Origin of the sequence: Citrobacter sp. RHBSTW-00859 (genome assembly GCF_013729795.1) — a bacterium.
GTDB classification, from domain to species: domain Bacteria; phylum Pseudomonadota; class Gammaproteobacteria; order Enterobacterales; family Enterobacteriaceae; genus Citrobacter; species Citrobacter braakii.
In genome coordinates, this window is sequence record NZ_CP056285.1 from 179,673 (window position 1) to 205,671 (window position 25,999).

General features: G+C 44.4%; 28 protein-coding genes. 27 read left to right on the forward strand and 1 reads right to left on the reverse strand.

Going from position 1 to position 25,999, the window contains the following annotated elements; genetic code table 11:
• The first annotated feature begins 2 nt into the window (after window positions 1-2).
• From HV302_RS26945 to HV302_RS26985, 9 genes are all read left to right on the forward strand, one after another.
• Window positions 3-1,400 carry a TraB/VirB10 family protein gene (locus HV302_RS26945; protein ID WP_007372227.1) on the forward strand — a complete coding sequence of 466 codons (1,398 nt, stop codon included), beginning with the start codon at window positions 3-5 and terminating at the stop codon, window positions 1,398-1,400.
• Window positions 1,397-1,963 (forward strand): type IV conjugative transfer system lipoprotein TraV, encoded by a 567-nt coding sequence (traV, locus tag HV302_RS26950; protein ID WP_016241587.1) that lies wholly within the window; start codon window positions 1,397-1,399, stop codon window positions 1,961-1,963. Before HV302_RS26945 ends, traV begins: the two co-directional genes overlap by 4 nt.
• A gap of 93 nt (window positions 1,964-2,056) precedes the next feature.
• Window positions 2,057-3,655 carry a YadA-like family protein gene (locus HV302_RS26955; RefSeq protein ID WP_007372228.1) on the forward strand — a complete coding sequence of 533 codons (1,599 nt, stop codon included), beginning with the start codon at window positions 2,057-2,059 and terminating at the stop codon, window positions 3,653-3,655.
• Window positions 3,656-3,835: 180 nt separating this feature from the next.
• Entirely contained in the window at window positions 3,836-4,600 is a 765-nt protein-coding gene (locus HV302_RS26960) for a DsbC family protein (protein WP_007372229.1), read from the forward strand.
• Between the two features lie 27 nt (window positions 4,601-4,627).
• The gene (gene traC / locus HV302_RS26965; RefSeq protein WP_007372230.1) at window positions 4,628-7,114 is read left to right on the forward strand and encodes a type IV secretion system protein TraC; all 2,487 of its coding nucleotides are present in this window, start codon (window positions 4,628-4,630) and stop codon (window positions 7,112-7,114) included.
• Window positions 7,111-7,383, forward strand: coding sequence for a hypothetical protein (locus HV302_RS26970; protein ID WP_007372231.1), 273 nt, complete (start codon window positions 7,111-7,113; stop codon window positions 7,381-7,383). Before traC ends, HV302_RS26970 begins: the two co-directional genes overlap by 4 nt.
• Window positions 7,384-7,393: 10 nt before the next feature.
• Window positions 7,394-7,918 (forward strand): signal peptidase I, encoded by a 525-nt coding sequence (gene lepB / locus HV302_RS26975; RefSeq protein ID WP_007372232.1) that lies wholly within the window; start codon window positions 7,394-7,396, stop codon window positions 7,916-7,918.
• The gene (locus tag HV302_RS26980; RefSeq protein ID WP_016241583.1) at window positions 7,912-9,225 is read left to right on the forward strand and encodes a TrbC family F-type conjugative pilus assembly protein; all 1,314 of its coding nucleotides are present in this window, start codon (window positions 7,912-7,914) and stop codon (window positions 9,223-9,225) included. Before lepB ends, HV302_RS26980 begins: the two co-directional genes overlap by 7 nt.
• Window positions 9,222-10,289, forward strand: coding sequence for a TraU family protein (locus HV302_RS26985; protein ID WP_007372234.1), 1,068 nt, complete (start codon window positions 9,222-9,224; stop codon window positions 10,287-10,289). The genes HV302_RS26980 and HV302_RS26985 overlap by 4 nt, the downstream gene beginning before the upstream one ends.
• 48 nt (window positions 10,290-10,337) lie before the next feature.
• On the opposite strand, the gene HV302_RS26990 is transcribed toward HV302_RS26985, so the two are convergent.
• Window positions 10,338-11,084: an AcaB family transcriptional regulator gene (locus HV302_RS26990; RefSeq protein WP_009653890.1), complete on the reverse strand. Its 747-nt coding sequence runs from the start codon at window positions 11,082-11,084 to the stop codon at window positions 10,338-10,340.
• Between the two features lie 437 nt (window positions 11,085-11,521).
• On the opposite strand from HV302_RS26990, the gene HV302_RS26995 reads away from it, so the two are divergent.
• The 18 genes from HV302_RS26995 to HV302_RS27080 all read left to right on the forward strand — a co-directional run bounded on the left by HV302_RS26995 (window position 11,522) and on the right by HV302_RS27080 (window position 25,825).
• Window positions 11,522-12,133 carry a hypothetical protein gene (locus HV302_RS26995; RefSeq protein WP_009653893.1) on the forward strand — a complete coding sequence of 204 codons (612 nt, stop codon included), beginning with the start codon at window positions 11,522-11,524 and terminating at the stop codon, window positions 12,131-12,133.
• A gap of 62 nt (window positions 12,134-12,195) precedes the next feature.
• A complete protein-coding gene (locus tag HV302_RS27000) occupies window positions 12,196-12,696 on the forward strand; it encodes a hypothetical protein (RefSeq protein WP_016241582.1) in 501 nt (166 codons plus the stop codon).
• Between the two features lie 366 nt (window positions 12,697-13,062).
• Entirely contained in the window at window positions 13,063-13,827 is a 765-nt protein-coding gene (locus HV302_RS27005; RefSeq protein WP_016241581.1) for a single-stranded DNA-binding protein, read from the forward strand.
• Between the two features lie 75 nt (window positions 13,828-13,902).
• A complete protein-coding gene (locus tag HV302_RS27010) occupies window positions 13,903-15,459 on the forward strand; it encodes a recombinase RecT (protein WP_007372238.1) in 1,557 nt (518 codons plus the stop codon).
• Window positions 15,460-15,516: 57 nt separating this feature from the next.
• Window positions 15,517-16,626: a lambda-exonuclease family protein gene (locus HV302_RS27015; RefSeq protein WP_007372239.1), complete on the forward strand. Its 1,110-nt coding sequence runs from the start codon at window positions 15,517-15,519 to the stop codon at window positions 16,624-16,626.
• 371 nt (window positions 16,627-16,997) lie between these two features.
• A complete protein-coding gene (locus tag HV302_RS27020; protein ID WP_007372240.1) occupies window positions 16,998-17,375 on the forward strand; it encodes a hypothetical protein in 378 nt (125 codons plus the stop codon).
• Between the two features lie 59 nt (window positions 17,376-17,434).
• Window positions 17,435-18,514, forward strand: a complete 1,080-nt coding sequence (locus HV302_RS27025; RefSeq protein WP_007372241.1) for an AAA family ATPase — start codon at window positions 17,435-17,437, stop codon at window positions 18,512-18,514.
• 59 nt (window positions 18,515-18,573) lie between these two features.
• Window positions 18,574-19,929 (forward strand): DUF3150 domain-containing protein, encoded by a 1,356-nt coding sequence (locus HV302_RS27030; protein WP_016241580.1) that lies wholly within the window; start codon window positions 18,574-18,576, stop codon window positions 19,927-19,929.
• A gap of 64 nt (window positions 19,930-19,993) precedes the next feature.
• Entirely contained in the window at window positions 19,994-20,953 is a 960-nt protein-coding gene (locus tag HV302_RS27035) for a hypothetical protein (RefSeq protein ID WP_326928786.1), read from the forward strand.
• Window positions 20,954-21,022: 69 nt separating this feature from the next.
• A protein-coding gene (locus HV302_RS27040) for an IS3-like element IS911 family transposase (protein WP_094461488.1) occupies window positions 21,023-22,191 on the forward strand; the annotation gives its coding sequence in 2 pieces (ribosomal slippage) (window positions 21,023-21,272 and window positions 21,272-22,191; 1,170 coding nt in all).
• Window positions 22,188-23,159, forward strand: a complete 972-nt coding sequence (locus tag HV302_RS27045; protein ID WP_326928787.1) for a VWA domain-containing protein — start codon at window positions 22,188-22,190, stop codon at window positions 23,157-23,159. The genes HV302_RS27040 and HV302_RS27045 overlap by 4 nt, the downstream gene beginning before the upstream one ends.
• A 63-nt stretch (window positions 23,160-23,222) precedes the next feature.
• The gene (locus HV302_RS27050; RefSeq protein ID WP_016241579.1) at window positions 23,223-23,723 is read left to right on the forward strand and encodes a hypothetical protein; all 501 of its coding nucleotides are present in this window, start codon (window positions 23,223-23,225) and stop codon (window positions 23,721-23,723) included.
• Window positions 23,724-23,778: 55 nt separating this feature from the next.
• Entirely contained in the window at window positions 23,779-24,087 is a 309-nt protein-coding gene (locus HV302_RS27055; protein WP_016241578.1) for a hypothetical protein, read from the forward strand.
• A 10-nt stretch (window positions 24,088-24,097) separates the two neighbouring features.
• Window positions 24,098-24,325, forward strand: coding sequence for a hypothetical protein (locus HV302_RS27060; RefSeq protein WP_016241577.1), 228 nt, complete (start codon window positions 24,098-24,100; stop codon window positions 24,323-24,325).
• A 33-nt stretch (window positions 24,326-24,358) separates the two neighbouring features.
• A complete protein-coding gene (locus HV302_RS27065; RefSeq protein ID WP_007372244.1) occupies window positions 24,359-24,580 on the forward strand; it encodes a hypothetical protein in 222 nt (73 codons plus the stop codon).
• Between the two features lie 27 nt (window positions 24,581-24,607).
• Window positions 24,608-24,868, forward strand: a complete 261-nt coding sequence (locus HV302_RS27070) for a hypothetical protein (protein ID WP_016241576.1) — start codon at window positions 24,608-24,610, stop codon at window positions 24,866-24,868.
• 24 nt (window positions 24,869-24,892) lie between these two features.
• Window positions 24,893-25,282 (forward strand): hypothetical protein, encoded by a 390-nt coding sequence (locus HV302_RS27075; RefSeq protein WP_016241575.1) that lies wholly within the window; start codon window positions 24,893-24,895, stop codon window positions 25,280-25,282.
• Between the two features lie 21 nt (window positions 25,283-25,303).
• On the forward strand, window positions 25,304-25,825 hold the full coding sequence (locus tag HV302_RS27080; protein ID WP_007372245.1) for a hypothetical protein: 522 nt from the start codon (window positions 25,304-25,306) through the stop codon (window positions 25,823-25,825).
• Window positions 25,826-25,999 lie beyond the last annotated feature (174 nt).

Consider the following 25,999-nt stretch of genomic DNA (forward strand, 5'->3'; position numbering starts at 1 on the left):
TCATGCTTATCCCCTTAAAAGAGAAATGGGCCTCAATTTCAGCAAAGCATAAAAAATGGGTTTTATGGGCTGGCGTATTTACTTTCGCCGTTCTTTTTTTGCTCTTGGTTATACCCGACTCAGCTGGCCCCCGAAATCGAGCGCCACAAGAAAAAGTGATTGCCAGCGTCCTTACCGATGGTGATACCAATGGAGTTAGCCAGAATGCTATTGCGGCGCGAATTCGCGCACTCGACAAGACCATTAAAGAGCAAGGTCAACTGATTAAAACGTTAACCGAGAAATATGGTGCTGATCAGACAGCTCAGCGTCTTAGCAATCTGGAGAACAACCAGAAAAAATCAGGCGCTGAGGTTGCAGCTATTAAGAAACGCGTTGATACCGTCTCTAACCCTGTGCCTTACTCACAACAGTCTCGCGGAGCGACACCACTGGCTGGAAACGGCCAACGTAACGTCCCTACTCTGTATAAACCTGAAGAGATATCTGCCCCTTCAGTTGCGCCAAGAAACTCAGGAAGTTTCAATAACGGGAAAACATTACAGCGCGTATACGAAGATGCGGCCCCCCCTGTCGTACCGGAACCCGCAGCAAACCAGCGTCAGCAGAAAGGGAAGGATGGCAAAGCAGTACCAAGCCAGGCAACTCCTGAAATCATCACTGTACAGGAAGATATTGAAGCCGCACCCGTTGCTGACGAAGATGATAACCCCGAGAACCAGACCTACCTTCCTGCAACGTCGATCATAAGTACTGTTTTGATTGCGGGGATGGATGCACCAACATCTCGTGATGCACGAAAAGACCCTTATCCGGCGCTGGCCAGGGTGAAAAAGGATGCAATTCTCCCAAACCGTTTCCGTGCAGATATACGTGAATGCGGAATGCTTGCAGCTGGGTTCGGTGATTTGTCCTCCGAAAGAGCTTATTTCAGATCGGAAGTCATAACGTGCATTCGGGATGACGGTGCAGTTTTTGAAGCCCCACTCGTAGCCTACGCTGTTGGTGAAGATGGTAAATCAGGTGTTCGTGGTCGACTGGTTACCAAACAAGGGCAATACCTGGCACGAGCCCTGACCGCTGGCTTCCTACAGGCTGCATCTCAGCTCTTTAACGTACAGAGTATTCCGACAATCAGTATTAAACGCGATGGAGATAGTAGTGACGCTACTCCTTACCAGCAGGTTATGAGCTCTGACGCACTCCAGGGCGCAGCAGTTTCTGGCGTAGGTGGCGCATTGAATCGTCTTGCCGATTTCTATATGCAAATGGCCGGTGACCTTTTCCCTGTAATTGAAATTGATCCAGGCCGTAGTGTTGATTTTATTGTGCAAAAAGGGGTCATGCTGAAATTCACACGTGTTACTTCAAAAACTCAAACCGTTGGGGGCAAGAAATGATGACGAAGAAAATTGTATCGGCATTGTTTTTAGTTAGTGCCGGTTTTGCGATGTCGGGTTGCTCACTACTGGGCCAGAACGATGAATATGGATGCAAGGGAATGCCCAATTCGGTCACATGTATGAATGTCCGAGATGTGTATGCCCTGACCGATGGAGATGATTACCAGGAGCAGATTGACACCGCATCTGAAAACCAACTTTCGGGAAAGCCTGTGGAGGTTAAGCGGCTGCGCACTACAGCCGGGAACGGTGGACGGAATACTGCCGATGGTGGTCGATACGTCCCTGTGCCTGCTACTGCTGCTGATCCTCAACCCATCCGAACGCAATCTATCGTCATGCGGGTGCTGGTTGACCCCTATGAGACCGCAGATGGAGACCTTAACGTCCCTGGCTACGTCTATACCGAGATTGAGCCGCGTCGTTGGGAAGTCGGTGCAAGAAATAGTGCCACATCAACTGCTGTTATCAGACCAATGTCTGCACCGGTTGCCGCTGCTCCAGCACAATCCCAGGGTGAGACATCACAACCTCCTCAGAAAGGGAGTTACATTAAATAATTGTCCAGTAGTACCGGTATACCGGTACTACTTTTTTCATGTGCTGTATTCCTTGGTCGTCTTTTTAATACCCATCACTGAAAAGGTAAGCACATGAAACAAAAGTCATTATATATTGCTATTGTTCTGGCACTTCATTGTGCTGTAGCCGTGGCAGATAACTCAATCGATAGCACCCAAATTGACGAAGTTACTGTAAATGGTGATGGCAATAACATTTCAGGGCTAACACCCTGTGCAACCCCATCAAACTGTAAATCACCACTCGGCAACTCAAGTGTTTCAGGGAATAACAACACAATTACTTCGTTAACAAACTATATTATTACCGGAAGCAATAATGACTTATCATTTAGTTACGACCCAAGCCAATTCTGGAATGACTACGCCAATAGTTTCAATGTTTACGGGAATAATAATACTGGCACTGGTCTTTTTGATTTGAATCTGGTTGGGAGTGACAATAAAGTTCTAGGACAAAACCTTGCCGTTATGGGTTATAGCAATAACGTTTCAGGAAGTGCATTGCAAGTAATAGGCTCTTATAACGAACTGGATATGGTAGGTATGGGAGCAATTCTTGGTTCCAGAAACACTGCTACTAATTACGCTGGTTCTATAATGGGTACATTCAATACGGTGAGTGGTGGTTCCTACGCTTTGACTATCGGTTCCTTAAACAATATTACAGCTGCACCGATTAATGACCCCTCTGCTGTTTTTAAATTTGGCAACATCACAATCGGCACAATTAATACCATTGATTCCGACGAATCGATCGTGCTTGGCAACTACAATACTGTATCCGATGATAACGCAATTGTTATTGGTAATTATGCTTCTGCTTCAAATGGAGGTATTTCCATTGGGAACGGTTCATTCTCCAATAGTGCTGATACCGTATCGTTTGGTTCAGCTACGGTACAAAGAACACTGACTAATGTTGCTGATGGTTCCAGCCGGTATGATGCGGTGAACTATGGTCAGCTCATGAATTCCGTTAGTTCACTTCAGGCGTACACTGATAGTGCCATCAGTTCGTACCTTTCATCCATTGGCTCTGGCTCTAACACAACGCCACCTACTACAGGCGGAAATAACAATAACGGTACGGACGGCAGCGGGACAGGAAGTGGTACAGGGTCTGGTAGCAGTAACGACAATAGCCAGACTGCCACGGATACTAATACTTATACCGACGAGCGTGAAGTGTCGATCAACGCTCGTACCGACAGTCTAATTGCAACTGAAAGCGCATCCCGAGTTGCTGGCGATGCTCAAACTCTTGTAAGTGCAAACAGTCATACGGATGCCCGTGAATCTGTCATCAACTCAAGGACTGATTTCCTTGTCGATACTGAGCGCCAGTCACGGATTGATGGTGACCGACAGACCTTGGCTTCAGCTAATAGCTACACAAACCAGAAGTTCTCTGACCTTAAAAAGACGGTTGACCGTAATGATAAAAGAGCAAAAGCAGGCTCAGCAAGCGCAATTGCTATCGCTTCAATTCCCTTCCTCAATAACGTGTCGGGTTTTGGCATGGCGATGGGCGCGTACCGAGACCAGGGGGCAATTTCGGGAGGAGCGAATTACGCTATCAATGAAAAAGTAAACGTCCGCTTTAGCATGTCGGCTGATACAGCCGGTGGTGTTGGAGCTGGTGCAGGATTTGCGGTTGGCTTCCAGTAATAATAAAGCATAAATAAAAAGCCACTTTTTTGTGGCTTTTTATTTGGACTAATTGAGTAATTAAAACCGATATTAACATTTCATCACTTCCTTTTTTTGGGGACAGTTTGCAGCCCTTTTCCCTGCGGCAAAATAAATCAATATGTGAAAATGAAACCTCTCTCATTTGGAGCGGTTACTATGAACTTTATCAAACATGTCGCGACTGCGGCACTTTTGGTGGCACTTTCTGCATCAGCTTCTGTATTCGCCGATACAGTAAAAACAAACACCGGGAATATCGATACGATTTTCAATGAAAAAGCGTTCAAGAACATTCCTCAGAATTCGCAGGAAGTAAAACGTTTTGTCGTCCCTACTAACGGCATCATCGCACTAGAGATTGATGGGAAAGTTAATTTGCTGTCTTCTAATGGCCGCTTCGTTATACAGGGAACGCTCTATGACACATGGGCTAAAAAGCCTCTGACCACCATGAGCGAAATAACCAAGAACGCCAGCATCATTCCGATGAAAGAGCTGAACCTAAATATCGCGGACTTGCGCCCAGCCGTATGGGGCGATGGGCCTAAAAAGGTCATGATATTTACCGCACCTGGTTGTGAAGCCTGTGCAGCCCCACTTTCAGCACTTGCTGACCTCGACCCGAAAGAATTCACCGTTAGCGTTCTGTCGCTCGGAGCTCTGGGCCCGGCAAGCCAGCAGCGAAATATTGAATTGTATTGTGCATCCGACCGCTACCGCGCAGACCGCGCAATTATCAGCGGAAATTCCACTCAGAAATTCGACCAGGTAAAGAACTGCGATATGCAGGCTCTGGCTCGACGTGAAGTTACGGCTCAGATACTAGGTGTCAGCATGATCCCTTTCATTGTGCGTGATGACGGCTCCTACGTACTCGGCTCACCAAAACAAGGCCTCAAAAACTTTATCGAGAACAAGTAACACTTTCTTGGGAATCCTGGAGGCATTATGAGTGAATCTTTAATTTTTCAGCGACTCAAAAACCTGAAGCGTTTTTCTGACTTGTGTCCTGTACGTGCATATGACGAATCCAATCATTTGTTTATGTGCGACAACAAATATGTTGGTTTCGGATTTGTTTGTCGTCCCTTAAGCGGGACAACCGGCAAGGAGATGACTAACCTTCAAACGTTGCTGTCTTCCAACTTCCCCGCCAAAACTATCGTTCAGTTTGACCTGGTTGCAAGCCCAAACATCGTACAGAAAATTAACCGGATGGACGTATTGCGTATGGATTGCCGGGACGCAATCCTGCGTAACGCAATTTATAACCGCTCTAAATTCCTTTTGAAAAGCACCGAAACGCCGATGAAGCGAACCGGGACTCGCGTCCGAAATTGTGTGCTTCTCATTACAGTAAAAATTCCGATCAAATATAACTATGAAATGCGTGAAGAAGAATTCAATCACGTTAACGAGCTGCGGAATGTGTTCGAAACGACGCTGAGCATCACTGGTTTGTGTCCCGGTGCATTGACGCGTGAAAGTTACATCGATGTTCTGAGCTCCATTTGCAACCAGGGTGAAAGCGCCTCCTGGAGAGACCGGACGCCGGTACAGCCACAAGAAGACAAGTACATTTCAGAACAGTTAGTCGACCACGATCGCATGTTTTTCATTAAGAAAGACTATTGCGGTTTTGGTGATCCGACAGATTCCGAGCTTCGTGGAGAAGCACCTACACCGACAACGTTTGTGAAAACATTGAGTGCGCGAAAATTCCCGAAAAGATTCTTTCCCGGGCAAGCGCAATACTTTCTCGGCGATATGATGAGTGGTGTTACTGGAATTAAATCATCCTGCATCATCTCAATGAGCCTGATTTTCTTTGATCAGCAAAGTGAAAAAACTAAATTCACCTCGAAACGTAACTGGGTTGTTCAGCAAACCAGTGGCCCATTAATTAAGTGGGTTCCATCACTCATAAACTTGCGTGAGGGCTTCGATCTTCTTAGCGAAAAAGTTGATAACAACGACCCAATTTGCAAAGCCAAATTTACGGTATCAATCTTCTCTAACTCAAAAGATGGCGTGTTACGCGCTGCTCAGGAAGCTGCAAGTTATCTGAACACCTATCAGTTTAAGATGATCCCAGATACCTACTATGTTGCGCCAATTTTCCTGTCAGCTCTGCCAATGTTTAACGAAGCATCAGCAGAAAAGTCCATTGGCCGATATCGAACAATGGCACTCAGTGAAGCGATGGTACTTTCACCTCTCTATGCAGATTGGCAAGGTACAGACAAACCCGCCTTAATGCTGACATCGCGCTCTGGCCAGATCCAATCACTGGACTTGTTTGATTCTGATACTAACTATAACGCCTGTATCGCAGCTGAGTCGGGGTCGGGTAAGTCATTCCTGACAAACTACATTATCACCGCCTACAGAAGCCTCGGGGCTAAAGTCTGGTGTATTGATGTAGGTGACTCGTACAAAAATATCTGTGAGACCTACCAGGGCGATTATCTCGACTTCAATCCCAAAACCAGGCCATGTCTTAACTTCTTCGAACTGATCGAAGACTATTTCGGTGAGTCTGAAGATGATGACTCCAGTGGCGGTGAAGAAGATCTGATCATCGGATTGTTATCGGTGATGGCAGCTCCTAAAGAAGGTCTGAATTCATTCGAAGAGTCTCGACTTAAACAACATGTAGCTGATCTTGTCCGTGTACACAAGAAGCTGACCACCGTTGATATGGTTGCTGATTCACTGCTGAAAGATGAAGATAAAGACATTAAACGTATTGGCCATCAGCTCTATCCGTTCACGAGTGCGGGCCAGTACGGGAAGTACTTTGTTGGTAAGAACAATATCGACTTCAAAAATCCGTTCACTGTACTTGAACTTTCCCGACTGGAAAGTTCAGAACACCTTAAACAGGTTGTCCTCCTTCAGCTGATTTATCAAATCCAGCAGGACATGTTCATGGGCGACCGTAGCCAGATGAAGCTGGTCATTATCGATGAGGCCTGGGCATTGTTATCAGGAAATATCGGGGCGTTCATCGAGAAAGGTTATCGCCGGTTCCGTAAATATAACGGAGCTGCAATTACCATCACCCAGTCTATCAACGATATTTACAAAGATAGTATCGGGAAATCGATCGCAGATAACTCAGCCTTTATGCTCTTGCTGGGGCAAAGTGAATCCGCAGTGAACGAAGCTGAAGCAAATAAACGTCTGGCGCTGGACGAGGCTGGTTACCGGTTCCTTAAAACCGTTCGTTCCACGAAAGGTGTCTACTCAGAAATCTTTGTCATTTCTAAAGCGGGCCAGGGTATTTGCAGACTTGTGGTTGACCCATTCAGCTTACTTCTCTATTCGACTGACCCGAAAGACGTTGCCGCGATCAAAGACAGAAAGTCCCGGGGGATCAATACCGAAGAGGCTATCAACGAAATTCTGGTTGAGCGGGGGTTAGCCGCATGATTAAAACCGCTGCAATTGCGCTGCTTTTTGGTTTCATCGGAGCCGCCCTTTTTGGGCGGTTATTCCCACCAGCCTCGCCCTATGACTATGTTGCAGTCATCAACTTTATGGACGATAAAGGTCAACCGTTAGGTGAAGCCCAGTCAAGGCTGGTATTAGCCCGCGCTGAGAAACTGTCAGAGGCGGGGTATCTTGTGCTCAATGCCTCAGCCCTTTATAGCTACCCTACGGGGCTCAAGATCCCCCAGACCATCAACACTCAGCAATAGCGGTGGGCGAATGAATACACCCAAATCAGTATGGAGCTTAATATTTCGTAAAAAGCGAAGCTGGAGGCAACATATTGTTTTCAGCATCGTTGTTATTTTCTTAACCGCACCGCTGACGCTATACGTGCTTAACCGGTATGAGATTGGTATCGATCCACAAAATAACCAATGTCTTCCTCCGTACCGAATATATCTCGTCGATAAAATGGACAAATCAATCGTCAAAGGGAAAATTTACGCCTTTCATTCTGAGCTAATGCAACCATATGGCAAAGGGCTGAAAATTGTTGATGGCATTGCGGGAGACACAGTCTCCGTTGATCCCGAAGAGACTGCAATTAACGGCTCTATGGTCGGTGAGGGACTGGCATTAGCAGCAGAATCTGGCCATACCGAACAGGAGCTAACGCGTAGTGGTGTCGTACCGAATGGTCGCCTGTGGATGATGGGGCGCACCAGATACAGTTTTGATTCCAGGTACTGGGGATCATTAGACGAGTCACAAATTATAGGCCGAGCGTATCCATTATGGTAAAAAAAACACCTTTTCGACTTTCGATATTGGCATTTGTAACCGCTGTTGTTTTCACTCCAGTCTGGGCCGAAAACACTGGTATCTATTTAAGTGATCTGCCGTCAAGACCGGTATCCAACTTAGATAATATTCCGACAAGACCGGCTAATAACTACTCAGTCACTGACATTCAAAAAGCTAAGCGTCAATTATCTGCAACTGAAATGAAAGATATTGACAGTCTCATAAAAGCGGCTCGTGATAATCAAAATGCCACTGCCGACCGCGCTACTGACACGGTTAAAGATAATCGAAAAATGATGGGTGAAATGCCCGAGTATAAAAATACAGATGAACTAGTCGATGATGCGGTAAGAGGAGCGTTAGCAAAGTCTGATATGACTAACGAGAAACAAAATAAGCCAGCCGGTGATTTTATTTATATTCTCGTCTCCGCGTCTCTCAGCGATGCTGAAATCACCGACATTCTCAAGTTATACGATGGACGCACGGATATCGCTCTGGTTGTCCAGGGGGCAAAAGATAAAAAGAACCTGCTTGATGAACTTACCCACTGGCAGAAACTTTCCTTCGACTCCAAGTCTTCTCTGGCCGTAAACCTCGATCCAACTGTATTCAAAAACTACAACGTTAGTTCTGTACCGACCATTATCCATGAAAAAGATGGTGAGCTGGTGGCCAGGGTGACAGGCATCTATGACATCGCGTACCTGAAAGACAAGACCGGCGACCTTGGTGTGGCCGGGCCCGCTGTTGGGGTCGTAGAGAAGAACCTTATTGATGAACTACAGGAGAGTGTCGCTAAACTCGATTTTGATGGCATGAAGAAAAAGGCCATTGATAACTACTGGCCCCGCCAGGTTTTCCAGGAATTCCCGGAAGCGACAAAGCGAGCTACCAGAACCATCGATCCGACGGTCATTATCCCTCAAAACATTACTTCACCTAACGGCGATATCGTTGCAAAACGGGGGCGATTTAACCCGCTAACTGTGATGCCATTTACCATCAAGCTAATCTTTTTCGATGCACGTGAAGAATGGCAACGCCAGTTCGCCAGGTATCAGTTTGAACATACACCAGCCTCCCTCACGCCAATACTGGTCACGACAAACGTGTATGGTGATGGCTGGCAGACCTTCCGTGACACCAAGAAAGAATACGGTGACTTCGCAAGGCTATACATGATTCAGCCAGGCATGGCCGAACATTATGGTTTGATAAACGTGCCCAGCGTTGTGACAGCCGACAGTAAGCGATTCATTAATGATGAATATTCACGCAAAGATTTTGAGGAGCTGAAATGAAAAAAATTCTCTCAGTTCTGAAATCACCCAAGACCCTGGTGCTCGCATGTCTGGCTTTTACTATGCCGGTTTTTGCGGCTGACGTTTCATCACCCGTACAGAACAAGGTCTGTCATGATAACCAAGTCTTATCAGCGAAACTCATTACGGATGTTTGCTGGAACTGTATTTTCCCGATAAAGCTTGCCGGTATTAATCTGTCGATGACAGGTACTGCACCTGACAATGCAGCATCAGGGACAGTATGTGCCTGTAAGGATGGATTGAACGTCTATCACCCGGGTGTATTGACCGCGATGTGGGAACCGAGAAAGCTCATCGAGTTAACGAGAACACCCGGGTGCATGTCATCCCTAGGAGGGGTAACACTCGACCTTGGTAATGATTTGCAGTTTGGCCCGCAGACCGATGGAGCAGCCGAGGAACAGCGGGAGCGTTTCTCAATAAGTTTCTACAACGCACATATGTATGCTATGCCGTTATTAAGAATGTTGGATATGTATCTACCCGGTCAATGTAATGCCGACCCATACAGCGATTTTGATATCATTAATTTCACGGAGATTGACCCGACCTGGAATAATACGATGCTGGCATTCTTCCAGAACCCGGAATCAGCAGCTGTGGCTAACGTGATAGCAATGCAGGCTTGCGCCGGTGAAGCAGCGGCACAATTTGCAGGTAAACAGCCAATAGACTCACTTTGGTGGTGTGCCGGTTCCTGGGGTGGGCAGTATCCTTTAACTGGATCGGTACGGAGTATGGATGCCCCCAGAACAACCAGCCTGGTCGGGATCCGTATGCTGGCCGCAGAACATCGTCGTGGACTGGCCTACCGTTCGATGGGAAACGATACTGTTTGTCGCTCCAAGATTTACCCAACGTTGCCAAAGCAACAGTACAAATTGAATATGTTCTACCCTACCCCGGAGACAAAAAACAGTCATGAGGTCGGTGAGTCCCCATACCAATGGCAAGGTGGGCCTTTCCGTTATCCAACCGGTAAAGGCCAGGACAGCACCTACATGATTTTCCAGTGGGTAGATTGTTGCCGCACAATGTAATAAAAAAACCCTGCAATGCAGGGTTTTTAATTTCTGTTTTTCGTTGAATTAAGCCTGCCGTTTAATGGCCTCATTCTGATCATCATTCGCTTCATTACTGGCATCCTGCAACACCTTTGTTTCCTGGTCTACCTGGGTAGGTTCTGTCTCAGTGCTTCCAGCCAATTCTTTTTCAGCGGCCCGGCCATTGGCCTGATTAAGCTCATCAGCAGATGCCTGCGCGTGACGTTTGAGTGATGCTGCCAGATCACGAATGAGATTATGAAGACGAGACTTAAACTCCTCGACCTCATCCTGATTAAAACAGTTATTTAACCAGAGGGTATCGATGATCTGGTGCAATTTATCAAAGTTCTGAATAATGCGGATAACCCGCAGCGCTTGCGGCGTTCTGATGCGAACCTCATGTTCTTTTGGATGGGTATACCCGACTTCATTGAGGCTGCTGCGTTCTTCTTCTTCTTTTACCGCACGGTTCAGAATAGCAATGTTATTTTCCAGTTCTTTCTCAGGCATGTCGATTACTTCGTTAACCGCCTTCAGTGTACGTTCAATCGCACCACTGTATTTAGTGCCAAGCCGTTCAAGGGCTCGGCTGTTATTGGTCAGATTGAAGAGAGCCTGGGAGATAATGTTAAAATTACGGGACTGTACCCGAATACCTTCCTGGGTGTGAAGAGTAAATTTCACGACAGCTTCAGGATTGGAATATTCGACACGAGAGTTAGGGGTTCGGTTATCCTGAGCCCCACTCTTTTTAGCTTGTTTTACGGTTTGTACCGGTGCTTTAGCCATAACAGAACCTCGGAGTTAATTTGTATGCCAATTGATTAGGCCAAAACTCAGGATAGTTGTCATTGAAAAATGGCTGCAATATGACCATGAAAAACCGACTTGAAAAATTAAACCAATATGCTTAAATGAATAAGAACCGAGCTGACGGACATCAGCACAACTTCCTAGTTAATTTCGCGCTCAACCAGCGCCCACCGGATGACCTCCTCCCGGGTTAACTACGCCTTCTACAGGCCCGAGCATCTCTGATGTGTTTAGGTTAAACCTGACATGTCTCTTTGCTTACCCAAACGGGTATTTTGGTTCTCAATCCCAAACAAAAAAAATTGTTAATCCTTTTAACTCCAGCGAATCAACAGATGTGCAGTTTTGTGTACATCCGTTTAGTTTACCTTTTAGGTAGCTAAATTTTCGCATTCTAAATTTATAGGTGATCTATGTCTGACCCAATCTCATTAATGGCAGGTATCGTATTTTTTGGTGCTGTGTATTACCGTGCCGAATATATCAGATTCCTTGGCCCAATCTGGCTGGCAATTTTTATAACGGAACGCGGTTTACTGTTCACTGGTCTCGGTTTTGTTACCGCGACTGTATGTGTAGTTGTTGCTTTACTCGTTATTTATAATTCATTCTTTACCAAGTCTGGGAAAAAATCTAATGAAGCAACTAATGGAAACATGGTTGAAGGTGTTTCTCGGGCTGGGTCAAATAATGACAAAGCCAAATATGCAAACCATCGTTTTGAAGGAAAGCTTGTTTACCACGGTCTCGAAAACTGGAAACACGATCCTAATAACGATAAATCGTATTTAGTCACAATACGTAGTGGTGGGAAAGACCATGAAATTTGGGCTGTTGGGCTCAAAAATGCTGTTGAGACTTGTGGAGCACAAGTTGGTGATATTGTTTCAGTCTGGAAAGAGTCTGAAGTAAGAACCGACAAAGCACAAGTGTTTGACGAAAGCGGTAAGGTTACAGGGTATCGTACTCTCCTTAACGAAAAACGTCGCGGCATTTGGGTTATGCAAGTACTCGCCGAAAGCTAAAATATTCTTAATTCAGGCTATAAGCCTTAACTTTTTAATCTTTTAAATATATGAGGTATATTATGACAATTGTCTATGGTAGTAGCATTGAGCCGGGTGGTATGGAACTGGATGATTACACAATGATTGCAGAGTGTGAAAATTGTGGGAAAGACTGCCGACATCGGATTTATGAAGACTGTGTTGCAGGGGCAATAAACCAGAGATTCTCTTATACGTGTAATCACTGCGGTTATCATTCCTGTAACGCTGAAGTATGTGACGTATGCGATAGCATCGAATGCGAAGAACATGCTGGTCGTTATCAGTCTAATATTTTCTTCGAAATGCATGAGCTCATTGAGCTCATGAAAATAGAGGGAGATATACTGGCAATCAGAGCAAAAATCAATGTAGGCGCTCACGACTTTGGAGATCTTTCAAAGTTAGATGATTGCCTGCATAGGCTCACCTTTCCAGGTTACTATGAACGGCGAAATACTGATCTCTATAAAGAGATATCAGATGCTTCAACCGACATGGCAATCCAAACATGGAAGCGTCTGGAACGCTTGTTATGCTAAACCTCCCTATAAAAACCCAGCGAAAGCTGGGTTTTTTTCTTTTCTGGATTGACCAACCAAACGTCGTATCATAATCTTATATCGCGGGCATCCCGCTTAACTTCTTTTAACACTCTTTATTTCGGCAACGCGCCATCCCTGAATGAATAAGTTCATTCGCACGGCTTCCCTACGCCCATAGAATTCGACACACGGTGCATCATGCATCGTGTTTTCTGCGCCGTCGAAAAAGGTGTTTTTCCTCTTGTTGAGGATACAGTGAGTCCAGCACTCTAACTGGATGCTTCACAAATCTTTCTAATTTTTGTGCCTATAGCACTAAATCATTTTAACTTTTTTAATTTAAAAATTTATGAGGTATAAACTATGCAATCCAGAGCAAAGGGTATTGTTGCGATAGAACCTAAATATGTGCCTGCATCTAACAATGCAGATTCATATATTTATTTCCGTTTGCGCTGTGACATGTCCATTAGCGGCAAGTCTCAGACCGAGTTCTATTCGATAAAAGCATTTGGTAAAGTCGCGGATTTTCTACGCGATAATATTCAAATGAATACCGAACTGTATATCGAAGCATTAGCTCGATCATTCCGTTATACAAAACATGGTATTGACCAAATGAGGACTGAGTTTCATGTTTTCATGGCTCGAATCATTCAGACTGGTCAATCAATAGATACCCGTGCAAATGAAACTGTAAAGCCACCATCTACATCAACCGTCACTTCGCTATCCCCTCAAGTAGCGCAAAAACTTAAGGACGATATGAAGTGGCAGAAAATGTCTGATGAAGAGGTAAGAACTGCTTCTGAAAAATGGAGAACAGTATATGCCGAGCAAAAGCAGCTGCACCCTGGAAAAGAGTCTGTATCACCAGACAACAATAAAAATTCAGTAGAGAAGATACCAGAAGCTTCGCCGAAGCTGGATGCTAAGAATAGAGCCGTGCAGACATCACGTCCGCAAGCCGCAACCTCTAAGCACCCTGTCAACATGCAAGCCTGGACAAATCTGCCAGCCGATAATTCGACAGCAGCCGTTATTGTAGCTCGTATGAAACTTAATGAAAAATTAAGCTCCTCCGGGCAAGTAACTTTAACTAACGCATATTCATCAGTTCGCGGTTGATATGACTGGTTGCTGATTCCTCAGCAACCTTCTTCTTTTTTAATCTTATAATTTATTTAATTTAATGAGGTATATATGTACTCAAATAAATCACGTAGTTCTGGTTCATTCTCAAACAACAATAAAGGGAACACCGATATTGTCGTTAAGATAGACAGCATTGCTCGACATATGTTGTCGCTCGAAAAGATGTTTGCATCCGCAGGTTCCAGTTCACCTCACATCTCATTCGAACGTGAATGCGTTTTTGCAAAACATATTGTCAACAATAATAACTACTTGGCTGACATAGCAGTTAATAATCCAAAGTCCTTCGAAACAGCATTCCTTCAGCTTGCAAGTAGCGGCCTTACTCTTGACCCGGCGCAGAAGCAGGCTTACCTGGTTCCACGCGATGGTCGTGTCATTCTTGACGTGTCCTATATTGGGCTCAGCAGGATGGCCACCGATGAAGGTTTATGCGAAGACATTGTGGCTGAATTAGTTTTTGAAAAGGACTCATTTAAAACCAATGGTCGTCGTTCCAGCCCAGACCACGAATTTGACCCCTTTGCTTATAAAGGGGGACTCGTTCTCACAAACACCGATCAGGGTGCTTTAGGAGATCGAGGCATGTTCAGGGGGGCTTATGTCGACTATTTAATGAAGGATGGACGTCATCTGGTATTTTTCATTGACCTTCAGGATTTAGCTCAATCTCGGGCGAAATCCGAATCTTGGGCAAAAGTGGAGAAACGGCAGTATTCACCGTGGACTCAGTTCCCTTGGAAGATGGTGCTCAAGTCAGCTATTAAGCAGACCATACACTTAATTCCTGGTAACCGTACTCGCCTGAGTTCAATGATTGAATATCTGAACACTGCTGGTGGTGAAGGTTTCCGTACAGCAACAATACCCGTCGCAGCTGCTGAAGCTGAAATGGAGGTTAGACAAGAAGCCAGGACGGCTGGTAATACGGATACTACAATCCGAACTGCAAAGTCTGATGATAAAGTTATTGAAGGTGAGTTTAATAAGCTCCCTGAAGAACCTGATTCAACCGAGCAGCAGGACATCAAGAGCAATACACCAACCGATGTTTACGATACGGCTGAGGGAAATACACCTCCAGCTGACGTAAATGGTTCGGCTGATGATATTCTCCCTCCACCCGGAGAAACCAATGGGCAGTCCAATGAAGAAATGTCTGAGCATCCCGGGGTCAGAAAATGGGCTGAACGCAGAATTAAAAAGTTAGTAAGCCGGGCAGAAAAGACGCTTGGATACGAAACTATTTTAAACGATGCAAAAAGCAGTTTCGATCTGAATGAAAGTGAGCTGGCATTCGCTCGCTTATCTTTAGAAAAATCCCGTCGGTCACTTCTCAAAAATCATTTAACTAACGCAGTAGGTAGCTTCGATTTTACTCAAGTACTTAACTTCATCGAAAAAATGGGTAAGGGTGAGTTTAAAACCGACGCGGCCAAATGGGTCGGTGAAGTCCAAGCCGAATCAATGGAAATACACAAGTTATATCTTGAGGCTGTTAATACATCTGATTTTGTGAGGCTCAATGCCGCTCTCAACAATGTGACATTTCCCCCTCTAAAAGAAATGGTAGAAGGTCTTATTGAAGATCTTCTGGCCGCTTAACTTATCCGGCAGGAAACTGCCGGTTTAACTTTCTAAATTTATCTTAAGGTGATCATTATGTCTGACATTTATGAAGTCGTTGATGTTGTGCAGGGCTCAAAGGAATGGCTCGAATGGCGTAAAACTGGTGTGACAGCAACATGCTCCCCTATTCTGTTAGAGGAGGCTGGTGCAACTAAAACGCCCTACGAACTCTATTTGCAATACGCTGGCCTGATTAAGGCAGAAGACCTTTCTGTCATTAAACAGGTTGATGCTGGTAAAAAGCTTGAAGCACTTGCCAGAAGTTACTGCGAAAAAGAGATTGGACAAATCGCCCTGCCTTTCTGTGTAAGGAACAAAAAGTATCCTTACATGATTGCTTCGCTGGATGGGCAGTTCGACGATGGTTCAATCCTTGAGATAAAGAATCTTTGCGAGAGCAAACATCTTTCTATTCTTCAGCTTGAAACCAAATCGCCAGAATTCCGTTATTACTACTGGCAAGTTCAGCACCAGCTGCTGACAACAGGCGCACCCCAGGCGTATCTTGTGTTTTGGTCGGCCACTGACCAGACCAAGGTCTTTAAAATTATGCCTTCGAAGAAAGCGTTTTATCGAGTCCAGGTTGCCTGCGAATACTTCTGGAATAAGGTTCAGACAAAAACAGCTCTACCGTTTGATAAGGAAAAAGATATTTTGCTTATCTCTGACCCTGAAATCATGTCTCAGACACAAGGCTTTAAGCTTCCAGACGACCTCGAAGCTCGTGTGGTAGACATAGCCAGACAAGTTGGAACATTGCAGCAGATGGAGAAAGAGTTGGCTTTAAAGAAAAAGCAGTTCGAAGAATACCAGAACGCGGTCAATTTATTGATCCAGGGTCTAGGTGCTTCTATTGGCTTTTCCTATAACGAGCTGGTTAGAATCGATGGCTTTGGCTTTCGTTTTCTTCAGTCTCGCGTACCGGAAAAACCGAGCTACAAACGAATCTGCGATAAATTATCTATTGACCCCAAACATCATCCAGAATGTTACGGTCAGTCATCGGTACGAAATTCGTTAAGTACCTATGAATATAAATCAACTCTGACTGATACTGTCTACATTCCTTTGGATGACACTTCCGTACTGGTATCTCCTGGTGCAGAAGAGACAGACTCAGCCCAACAATACGTTGTTTTTTAATTATTGAGCCCAGTTTAAAACTGGGCTTTTTTTTTGCTTGACCAATTACACATCCTTTATTATCTTTAAATAGCGGCTTAGTCCGCTTAACTTCAGGCAACTGCCTTTAAACACCTTCTAAATTCGGCGCTCAAGCCACTCCTGAATACCTCCTGGTATTCACAAGGATTTCTTTCGCCTAAACAAATTCGATAGCCTGCGGCTCTCATAAGCGGCAGGCTTTTTTGTCCGTCGAAAAAGGTGTTTTGTTGTCACGTAGACAACAACAAGTGCCTCAGTCACTCCCAAACTGAAACTAGTACCTAACTTCAGCCTTCATGCAAGGCCTAATTCATCTAATTCACTAATCTTTTTAAATGAGGAGTCTGATCATGTTTCTTGTAAATATGACTGCATATCTTGCATCCCCAGAACAACGGGAAATGGGCGTTATTGATGTCGATCAGCAAGTATCACACGCATTACGTGAACTGTTGACCTTTAATACCTGTCCTTCAGAAGATGTTATGACCGATAAAGCTAAAGAATTTGCTGAAATCGCTACATCACTCTGTAATAAATATAAGGCTGATGGTGTACTTGTTTATGCCAAAACCTATTTTATGCCTGTTCTGGTCTCTGCATTGAGAGCCAGAGGCATCGTTTCTTATGTAACGTATGCACCAAAGGTTACCAGTGTTGATAACAGTGGCAGTGTTAGCCGCAATTATAAGCATGTCGATTTAGTACGTGCTGATATTGCTGCATAACATCATTCTTCTTAATTAATTTTTAATTTTTAAATCTATCTAATTTAATGAGGTATATCATGACTACTAATTTCGCAAACCTGTCTGTTGAAATCATGGCGCGCTCTACACCTGTCCACCCTTCTGTATTTGGTATTGTTGTTCCAGATCATCAGATGGATAAAGTTAAACCGTTCCAGGGATTTGACTCAGCCAATCCATTTAGTGCATTCGTGCCTAAACAGAATGACGACTATGTTTTTGAAGCGTATTTGCGTTCATCTGTACTGATGTGGATTAACTATCCACAAAATCAGTCTCTGTGGATCTCTGGCCCAACAGGTTGTGGCAAAACCAGTGTTGTCGAACAAGTAGCAGCAAGACTTAACTGGCCTGTCATGAAAACTACAGCTTCACAAGACCTGGATATTAACAATCTCATTGGCGGTCTCCGGCTTCAGTGTAATGAACTGACCGGTGATACCAAGACTGTTTTTGTTCATGGCCCACTGACGCTGGCGTACAAGTATGGACTGATTTTCCTACTCGATGAGTACGATCAATTAGACCCATCCTGTGCCAATGCCTTTAACGCCATCCTCGAAGGAGGGAATTTAGTTATTCCTGAAACCAACGAGGTAATTAAACAGCACCCGAACTTCAGATTTGTTGCAACGGCTAACTCAATTGGTCAGGGCGATTTTACTGGCGTTTATGGCGGTGTGAAAACATTAAATGTGGCCAACCTTGACCGCTATATGTTTATCACTGCTGACTATATGCCAAAAGAAACCGAGACTAAATTGATTACCAAATATATCCCCGACACCAAAGTCGCGGAGAAATTTGTTGACGTTGCGAATATGATTCGCGGTCTTTTTGTAGGCAAGAATATCACCGGTGAAATTGACACTAGTGTCAATACTAACAGTGCAAAACTCCCGGACGGTGTTCTTCCCGACACTCGTTTATCAGTAACGTGTTCAACTCGTTCGCTGGTGGCCTGGCTTGACCGCTACTCAATGATGAAAGCTGCAAAGATGCCACGTGCATTATTAACAGCTTTCGATTATCAGATTGGTAATCGTGCATCAGCAGATGATAAAAAATCTTTGCATCTCATCGTTGAAGCTGTATTCGGTTCTGAAGCACTTAAATAAAACCCCGCTTGGGGTTTTTTAATTCTTTTTAAATCAATTTTAAATTAATGAGGTATGTCATGACTATCAAATCCAATGCCACTCAGGTTCTGGAACAACTTATTCTCGTTTCTCTTTCTGATATCACCAGTATTAGTGGTCGTCGTAAGCTGAAAAGAGAAGATCTTGGTAACAGTGCTGATTTGCCACCTGATGTACTTGTTTCATTAGGTAGCAAGAAAATCATTGACCCACAACTCATCAATCCATTTACCCGCAAGAAGAATTCAGCTCACGCTTTATGTCTTGAAGCGGGTATTAAATTTATGGGAGGCTATGCAATTCCAGCCGACAAGGTTAATGATTTAATTGGTAAACTGAATGTACTTAAGGGCGAGTTTTACGATTACAAAAAGGAATTTATGAAAGCTGATTTTAATAGCTGGATTAATTCTTTTGAAGAAAAGTATCGCTCTATACTTTTGCGTGATGCTGCGATCGATTTGTCTTATATGGATAGCCAGATACAATTTGGCTTTACTGCGATTCATATCACACCTTATGGTAACAGTGTCATTCAGGATGGTTTAACTGGGCAAGTTAAAAGTTTAGCGGATGAAGTTTATGAGGATGTGGCTGATGTTGTTGAAGGTTTCCTTAAAAACAGGAACCCCGATGCGTTTTCTCAGCACACACTAAATCCTTTACGCCGCTGCGGCGATAAACTCGCTTCCCTAGCTTTCATCGCACCAAGCGTCCAGTCTCTTAGCGACTATGTTAATCAGGTAATGAAAGACATTCCGCTAACCGGCAAAGTGACGGGCAAACCTTATAACGACATTCTCTCTCTCCTCAATAACCTACGCGACCCAATTCATGCAAAACAGTTTGTAGAACTGCTGTCATCAGCCAGTACTACAGATGGTAACGATGCGATTGACCCATCACTTTCAATGAACCTTATTGGAGATGATGATGCCATGACTTTAGCGGCCATTTCGGCAACTCAGGTTCAGGTAGAAACGCTTCCTCCTCCGCATACAGATGCGTTTGCATCTGCTGTGGTAGTAGAAGATCCGATCGGATTGCAAAGCGTTGATTCACTCGCTGAAGCCCCATCTGTTCTGGTAGAAATCAATGGTTCAGCTGATACGTCTTTGGCAATCGAACCGGTTAATACGTCGGCTGATACTGACGTTAACGACTTGTCCGATACCCAGGAGCATGGAATTGTTAATGACGCTGTAATACCGGCGTTTAGTGCGGTTATAGTCGATGATGATTCATTTTTGGGCGGTGATTCGATTGTACCCCGCTCTCTGCCAGACTCAGCTCTTATTTCGGGTTTGGATTCTGAAAAAGTCATTGATGGAAAAGAGCCTGAAATTGTAATTTCGTCTTCACTCGATGATGACGAAACAATAATGGTGTTTTAAAAATAAAAGGCCCACTCCGGGCCTTTTTTCTAATTAATCTATTTAAATTTATTGTGAGGTATATATGGGTATTTATAATTCCCTTCCTATTGTCGCACGTGCATTAAGCTCTCAGATTGGTCTTAATGTTTCTGTTGGCGGCAATGAAGCATATGCTACGGAGACTGGTGCTGGTTTTCTTATTAACCTTCCATTCTTCAAGGACGCTGAAATGTTGGCAAATCCGTTATTAGGGTATGCCGTACATGAAGCAGCACATATCCGTTTCACTGATTTTGGTGATCTTAAGATATTCATTCAAGAGCATATGGAGTCGGATAAATACAACGTTGAGGTACTTAGACACCTGGTCAATCTTTGCGAAGATTTGCGCATTGAACGTGCGATGAGTTGTCGCTATCCAGGTACATTGAAGTATCTCAATTCACTGAATCATTTTTTGTTCAGTGAAGAAGCGGAATCCTGTGATAAAGCTTCATCGGTATTTCTGGATACCCTGCTTACTTGTGGTTTGAACCGCTTCAACGGTTTAACTATCCCAACAAAGCAAGTGCGTGAAGACTTTGAACGCATCTTCGGGCTGGAGCTGTACGACAAAGCTATGACGGTTATGGCTGAAGCAGTACAAGCAACCTCGATTAAAAAGGTGTTTGAAGTTGCATGTCGGTTATATGACCTCGCAGTAGATGCATTTAACGAAACTAATGAGCAAGAAGAACCTCCGCAGGATGATAATCAGGGCGCTGATTATGGTGACAGCAAAGGCGATGACAGTTCGTCAGAGCCGGGCCAGTCATCCGACAGTTCTGACAAAAATGGGGATGGCCAGACTGTAAGTTCAGGCGGTAATGGCGGCTCGCCGTCATCGTCAGCCGGTCAGAATGGGCCTTCTTCAGATCCTGATGGTAATACCGGTGGCGCACCAGATAAAGAACATGGGCAAAACGATAGCGATGATGAAAACGATAACTCATCGTCAACGTCAGCTAATCGTAATACTCCTGCTTCCGACTCTGGTGACTGAAGTGGCACACTGAATTTGGCCACCTGAACAGAGGTGATATGCTCACCTCAGAACAACACAGGTGCTCCAATGAAAAAAAGAAATTTCAGCGCAGAGTTTAAACGCGAATCCGCTCAACTGGTTGTTGACCAGAACTACACGGTGGCAGATGCCGCCAAAGCTATGGATGTTGGCCTTTCCACAATGACAAGATGGGTCAAACAACTGCGTGATGAGCGTCAGGGCAAAACACCAAAAGCCTCTCCGATAACACCAGAACAAATCGAAATACGTGAGCTGAGGAAAAAGCTACAACGCATTGAAATGGAGAATGAAATATTAAAAAAGGCTACCGCGCTCTTGATGTCAGACTCCCTGAACAGTTCTCGATAATCGGGAAACTCAGAGCGCATTATCCTGTGGTCACACTCTGCCATGTGTTCGGGGTTCATCGCAGCAGCTACAGATACTGGAAAAACCGTCCTGAAAAACCAGACGGCAGACGGGCTGTATTACGCAGTCAGGTACTTGAGCTACATGGCATCAGCCACGGTTCGGCCGGAGCAAGAAGCATCGCCACAATGGCAACCCGGAGAGGCTACCAGATGGGACGCTGGCTTGCTGGCAGGCTCATGAAAGAGCTGGGGCTGGTCAGCTGTCAGCAGCCGACTCACCGGTATAAACGTGGTGGTCATGAACATGTTGCTATCCCTAACTACCTTGAACGGCAGTTCGCCGTGACCGAGCCAAATCAGGTGTGGTGCGGTGATGTGACCTATATCTGGACGGGTAAGCGCTGGGCGTACCTCGCCGTTGTTCTCGACCTGTTCGCAAGAAAACCAGTGGGCTGGGCCATGTCGTTCTCGCCGGACAGCAGGCTCACCATGAAAGCGCTGGAAATGGCATGGGAAACCCGTGGTAAGCCCGGCGGGGTGATGTTCCACAGCGATCAGGGCAGTCATTATACGAGCAGGCAGTTCCGGCAGTTATTGTGGCGATACCAGATCAGGCAGAGTATGAGCCGGCGCGGAAATTGCTGGGATAACAGCCCAATGGAACGCTTCTTCAGAAGTCTGAAGAACGAATGGATACCGGTGGTGGGTTACGTAAGCTTCAGCGAGGCAGCTCACGCCATAACGGATTATATCGTTGGATATTACAGCGCACTAAGACCGCACGAATATAACGGTGGGTTACCCCCAAACGAATCGGAAAATCGATACTGGAAAAACTCTAACTCGGTGGCCAGTTTTTGTTGACCACTTCAGACAACAAAGCCGGAGCTTCCCAACCGGGCTCAAATGCTTCGGGTGAAGCTTCTGTCGTTAACATGTCCCAGGGCGGTAAAGACCCTTTCGAAGGAACCACATCGAATGACCTTGGCCGTACTGGACAGAACACTTCAGATAAGCTCAATCAGTTAATCAAAGACAAAGTACCCCCGCATCAACGTATCGTTTCACCTACTCCATATTCAGTAGCACCTGCGAAGCGGCACGATACCGGTAATGCATCCGTAAGTTTAGGGGTGCAGATGGCTACCGGGTTACGCCAATCACTTCATGGGTTGTTACAGGGTGTAAGAGCGGTGAGAAGAACACATCGTGAAACTGGTCGTAAGCTTGATTCTCGACTGGTTACCAGTGCCATGCTGGGCAATACGCGTCTTTTTAAACATAAGTCCAAGGCAGTAGATGTCAGTTCTGCTTTTACTATCCTGCTGGACTCTAGCGGGTCAATGAGCCGGTCGGTTAAAGAGGCTGAAGCCGCTGTTGTATCAATGTTGTATGCGCTCGATGGTATTCAGGGGGTAACTACCTCGGCATACCATTTCCCACACGCCGCACATAATAGCGTAGGTCTGTTAAAAGGACGGGAGCAAACTTTACGGACAGCTATAGGAACTCATCAGTTTGGTATTGGTACGCAAGGCTGTACTCCTCTTTGCGAATCGTTATGGCCTGCACTTGCAGACCTGACGTCAGCTAAAGCGGATCGCCATGTATTGGTTATAGCAACTGATGGCCAGCCTGATGATATGGCTTCTGCGCGAGCGATGATACAAAGCGCTAAAGATGATGACATCATCGTTATTGGCATCGGTTTCGGTGATGCCAGTGACCGCATGATGAAAAGTCTTTTTGGTGATACCGGTGTTTCTGTCGGTTCTGTTTCTGCCTTACGTAGCAAACTCTTTGAAGTAACCCGTAAAGCTCTCATGTCTTAATCTGTATTTTAATTTCCGTTTTAGCTTTCTAAATTAATTTAATTTATTTTAAAGGTGATCATTATGTCTGCAACCGCAAAATCTAAAGTGGTTCACGAAAATCAACTCTCATTCATGAGTATTTTCGATGCCACTGAAAGTGAATATGATCTGATATCAGCCGATTCAGAACATAATTATGAACTTCGTTTTTCATCAAAGATGGCTTACGAAATAATTCGGGATAGTATATATATCATGACTGCATACCGTAGTACTGGTGAGCAGCGTGTGGATGAAATCCTCTGGATTTGTTCGGAAGAAAATCAGGAAGACTTATGTTCATTTACGAGTTGCTGCAAAATAGCGGGTCTTGATCCATTCGAAACCCGGATGGAAATCCTGCACGAGTGGTCAAGTGAATTGGCAAAACAAGCAAGACTGATTGCGTGTCATCACTTTACTGCTCCCACTAATATGGAACATGTTGCATCCCAACGTATTGGATACGAAAAATACAGAAAAGCGTTTTATCACACTTATCCTAAAGAGGCTGCGAAGCCGCTTAAGAATAAACCTCTGTAATAATACAAACGCTGACTTCGGTCAGCGTTTTTTTCGTGCCACGCTGGAGACTAACATGAATATTTTAAAACATGACTTCGATAGTTCCTCTGAACTGCTACAAGCGGGTTTATTGCTTAATCAATTGGAGGATCTAATAGGGTTTATTTCCACGAATGAGTTCAGGAAAACCTCAATCAATCAGTTCATTGAGGTTGAGGCATCTGAACTTATGGTTTTTAACCTATGGCATCCGATGTGTCCCGATATCACTGAGGTTCATTTCTTCCGTGATATGGATTCAAATTGGTGGCCATACAAGATTTATGAACTCATGTCTGATATAACCACCCAAACCCAATTCATTCCTCGGGTAAATCAATAAAGGTGACATCATGATTCATTATTGGGTTAAAGTGAGACCCGGTGAAACAGATATCCTCGCACCTCTTCGTCATGGGGTTCTCGCCATAAAATATTTGGATGGAGCGCCATTGCTTTTCCAATGGCCTCCTGAAGAAGGATGGACGTTCGAAACCCTGGATAAAGTACAGCCTTGTGGTGTTGAGTTTGGGGCCGATGCATATATTAATGATGTATGGATTGGTACTACAGAATTTTAATCTTTAAAGACTGAATGTCTGGAGTCTCATTTAATGGATATCCCATGCATTTTGTTTATATCAAATAGTCGGCATTATGTAATTACTGAAGACTCTGTTATCGCTTCATGGCCATCACGTTCTGATAAAGAAAGTGAGATCATTCAGCTTAATGACGGTCGGATTATTACTGCAAACAATGTACGACGATTTAACTTCATCGACATTTCAAAGATCGAAAGCCTGACGGCGATTGATGATGGAATTGTCTTTTAACTATATAGATTAATAACTGGAGTCTGTATGAGTGGCTGCGCGTTGATAGAGTATAACAACCGCACCGCCAGAATACGCGGTGAAGTTGCACAAGGCGATAAGCATTATATTCAGTATGCTCTCGCTCACTGGGCTGTCATTGCAATCAGGATTCGCAATACAGACCATCATTTTACCCGATTGCCGGTTGATGAGTGGATTGAAGGAATTGCAAAACAAGTAAATCCTTCTGAGGCTCGTGAGCAGATATTTAATGCTCTATTGCGGTGTAAGCCGGGTATCTTCTAATTCATTTAATTTATCGAGGTATATATGTTTCATTCTGAAACCGAGGATATCTATGGTTTTGTGTCTGGCGATATGTCATTGCGACCTCATTCAATCGATAGAGATTTGCAGGACTTAAGGTTACTACTCGCCGATATGGATACCATTAATATTCTGAACGAACGAGGGATAGGAACTCAGAAAACCATCTTTCATGTAACACAAAATGAGTCGAAGGCATTAATGCTGGTTACTCGTTTAACTTACTGCCAAGGTGGTGGACGATTTACTCACCCTGAATGTGCTCTTCTTGTTGAACAGATAACTGATCTAGGACGTAAGTTGGGTAATAAACATTTCGATGCGGCGATGAATGAAGCAAAACGCTTTATAGCGAATGAGGCTGACTTCATGAAAGAACAAACTGTCTGGTAGAAAATTTCTAAGGAGTCACTCATGTATACTTCAACTACTGCTAAATCAGATCATATTGATAGCTTTAATAACGCACAAAACCGTATGTTGATGAATTACGAACGTGATGAGTTTGAACAAGCTCCCGCTGCCGTACTTTATGATGCTGTCGGTGCTGTCGTAAACGATGAATCTGATATTGATATAATTTTTCGCCTTATGGATATGGAAGGAGAAATGTTGTTTCTCCGCGCAATGAAAAACCTCGGTTGCCAAGAGAATGTTTTTTATTACGCATCTGAATCTGGTGCGGTGCTGACTGCTAACGATGCAACGTTGCTTGAATTTGCTTATAACCTGGGCAAACATATCAGCAATGAGTTCTTTACGCGTTTCTTGCGTAATTCTCAGTTAGCCCGTGAACTCATCGGTAACATCATTCGTATAGGCAACGATGCCCTTAAATTTCCAGATGACGGCCTGAATACAGTATTTGAATGCTGTGTGATGGAGAATTCATCCTGGAAGAACCAAGGCCATTTTAAAGATAACTTTGGTCTTTAAAGCATCTAATTCTTTTAATTAGCTAACACAGAAAAACCCAGTCTTCGGACTGGGTTTTTTTGTATTTGCTGATTTCAAATCATGTAAACAAAACGGATGCACATGAAAATTACTTTTGATTTTTACAGTCAAAACGTTGCCATTTTTGAACTTGTTATTTTAACCCATATGGCA

What these genes read in the sequence shown, in the direction of transcription:
- HV302_RS26990 (WP_009653890.1), bottom strand. Translation starts at nt 11,084, where the DNA reads ATGGCTAAAGCACCGGTACAAACCGTAAAACAAGCTAAAAAGAGTGGG.
- HV302_RS27030 (WP_016241580.1), top strand. Translation starts at nt 18,574, where the DNA reads ATGACTATCAAATCCAATGCCACTCAGGTTCTGGAACAACTTATTCTC.
- HV302_RS27005 (WP_016241581.1), top strand. Translation starts at nt 13,063, where the DNA reads ATGCAATCCAGAGCAAAGGGTATTGTTGCGATAGAACCTAAATATGTG.
- HV302_RS26955 (WP_007372228.1), top strand. Translation starts at nt 2,057, where the DNA reads ATGAAACAAAAGTCATTATATATTGCTATTGTTCTGGCACTTCATTGT.
- HV302_RS26970 (WP_007372231.1), top strand. Translation starts at nt 7,111, where the DNA reads ATGATTAAAACCGCTGCAATTGCGCTGCTTTTTGGTTTCATCGGAGCC.
- HV302_RS26945 (WP_007372227.1), top strand. Translation starts at nt 3, where the DNA reads ATGCTTATCCCCTTAAAAGAGAAATGGGCCTCAATTTCAGCAAAGCAT.
- HV302_RS26985 (WP_007372234.1), top strand. Translation starts at nt 9,222, where the DNA reads ATGAAAAAAATTCTCTCAGTTCTGAAATCACCCAAGACCCTGGTGCTC.
- HV302_RS27070 (WP_016241576.1), top strand. Translation starts at nt 24,608, where the DNA reads ATGAGTGGCTGCGCGTTGATAGAGTATAACAACCGCACCGCCAGAATA.
- lepB (WP_007372232.1), top strand. Translation starts at nt 7,394, where the DNA reads ATGAATACACCCAAATCAGTATGGAGCTTAATATTTCGTAAAAAGCGA.
- HV302_RS27020 (WP_007372240.1), top strand. Translation starts at nt 16,998, where the DNA reads ATGTTTCTTGTAAATATGACTGCATATCTTGCATCCCCAGAACAACGG.
- HV302_RS27025 (WP_007372241.1), top strand. Translation starts at nt 17,435, where the DNA reads ATGACTACTAATTTCGCAAACCTGTCTGTTGAAATCATGGCGCGCTCT.
- HV302_RS27015 (WP_007372239.1), top strand. Translation starts at nt 15,517, where the DNA reads ATGTCTGACATTTATGAAGTCGTTGATGTTGTGCAGGGCTCAAAGGAA.
- HV302_RS27060 (WP_016241577.1), top strand. Translation starts at nt 24,098, where the DNA reads ATGATTCATTATTGGGTTAAAGTGAGACCCGGTGAAACAGATATCCTC.
- traV (WP_016241587.1), top strand. Translation starts at nt 1,397, where the DNA reads ATGATGACGAAGAAAATTGTATCGGCATTGTTTTTAGTTAGTGCCGGT.
- HV302_RS27065 (WP_007372244.1), top strand. Translation starts at nt 24,359, where the DNA reads ATGGATATCCCATGCATTTTGTTTATATCAAATAGTCGGCATTATGTA.
- HV302_RS27035 (WP_326928786.1), top strand. Translation starts at nt 19,994, where the DNA reads ATGGGTATTTATAATTCCCTTCCTATTGTCGCACGTGCATTAAGCTCT.
- HV302_RS26980 (WP_016241583.1), top strand. Translation starts at nt 7,912, where the DNA reads ATGGTAAAAAAAACACCTTTTCGACTTTCGATATTGGCATTTGTAACC.
- HV302_RS26960 (WP_007372229.1), top strand. Translation starts at nt 3,836, where the DNA reads ATGAACTTTATCAAACATGTCGCGACTGCGGCACTTTTGGTGGCACTT.
- HV302_RS27080 (WP_007372245.1), top strand. Translation starts at nt 25,304, where the DNA reads ATGTATACTTCAACTACTGCTAAATCAGATCATATTGATAGCTTTAAT.
- HV302_RS27075 (WP_016241575.1), top strand. Translation starts at nt 24,893, where the DNA reads ATGTTTCATTCTGAAACCGAGGATATCTATGGTTTTGTGTCTGGCGAT.
- HV302_RS27010 (WP_007372238.1), top strand. Translation starts at nt 13,903, where the DNA reads ATGTACTCAAATAAATCACGTAGTTCTGGTTCATTCTCAAACAACAAT.
- HV302_RS27055 (WP_016241578.1), top strand. Translation starts at nt 23,779, where the DNA reads ATGAATATTTTAAAACATGACTTCGATAGTTCCTCTGAACTGCTACAA.
- HV302_RS27000 (WP_016241582.1), top strand. Translation starts at nt 12,196, where the DNA reads ATGACAATTGTCTATGGTAGTAGCATTGAGCCGGGTGGTATGGAACTG.
- HV302_RS27050 (WP_016241579.1), top strand. Translation starts at nt 23,223, where the DNA reads ATGTCTGCAACCGCAAAATCTAAAGTGGTTCACGAAAATCAACTCTCA.
- HV302_RS26995 (WP_009653893.1), top strand. Translation starts at nt 11,522, where the DNA reads ATGTCTGACCCAATCTCATTAATGGCAGGTATCGTATTTTTTGGTGCT.
- traC (WP_007372230.1), top strand. Translation starts at nt 4,628, where the DNA reads ATGAGTGAATCTTTAATTTTTCAGCGACTCAAAAACCTGAAGCGTTTT.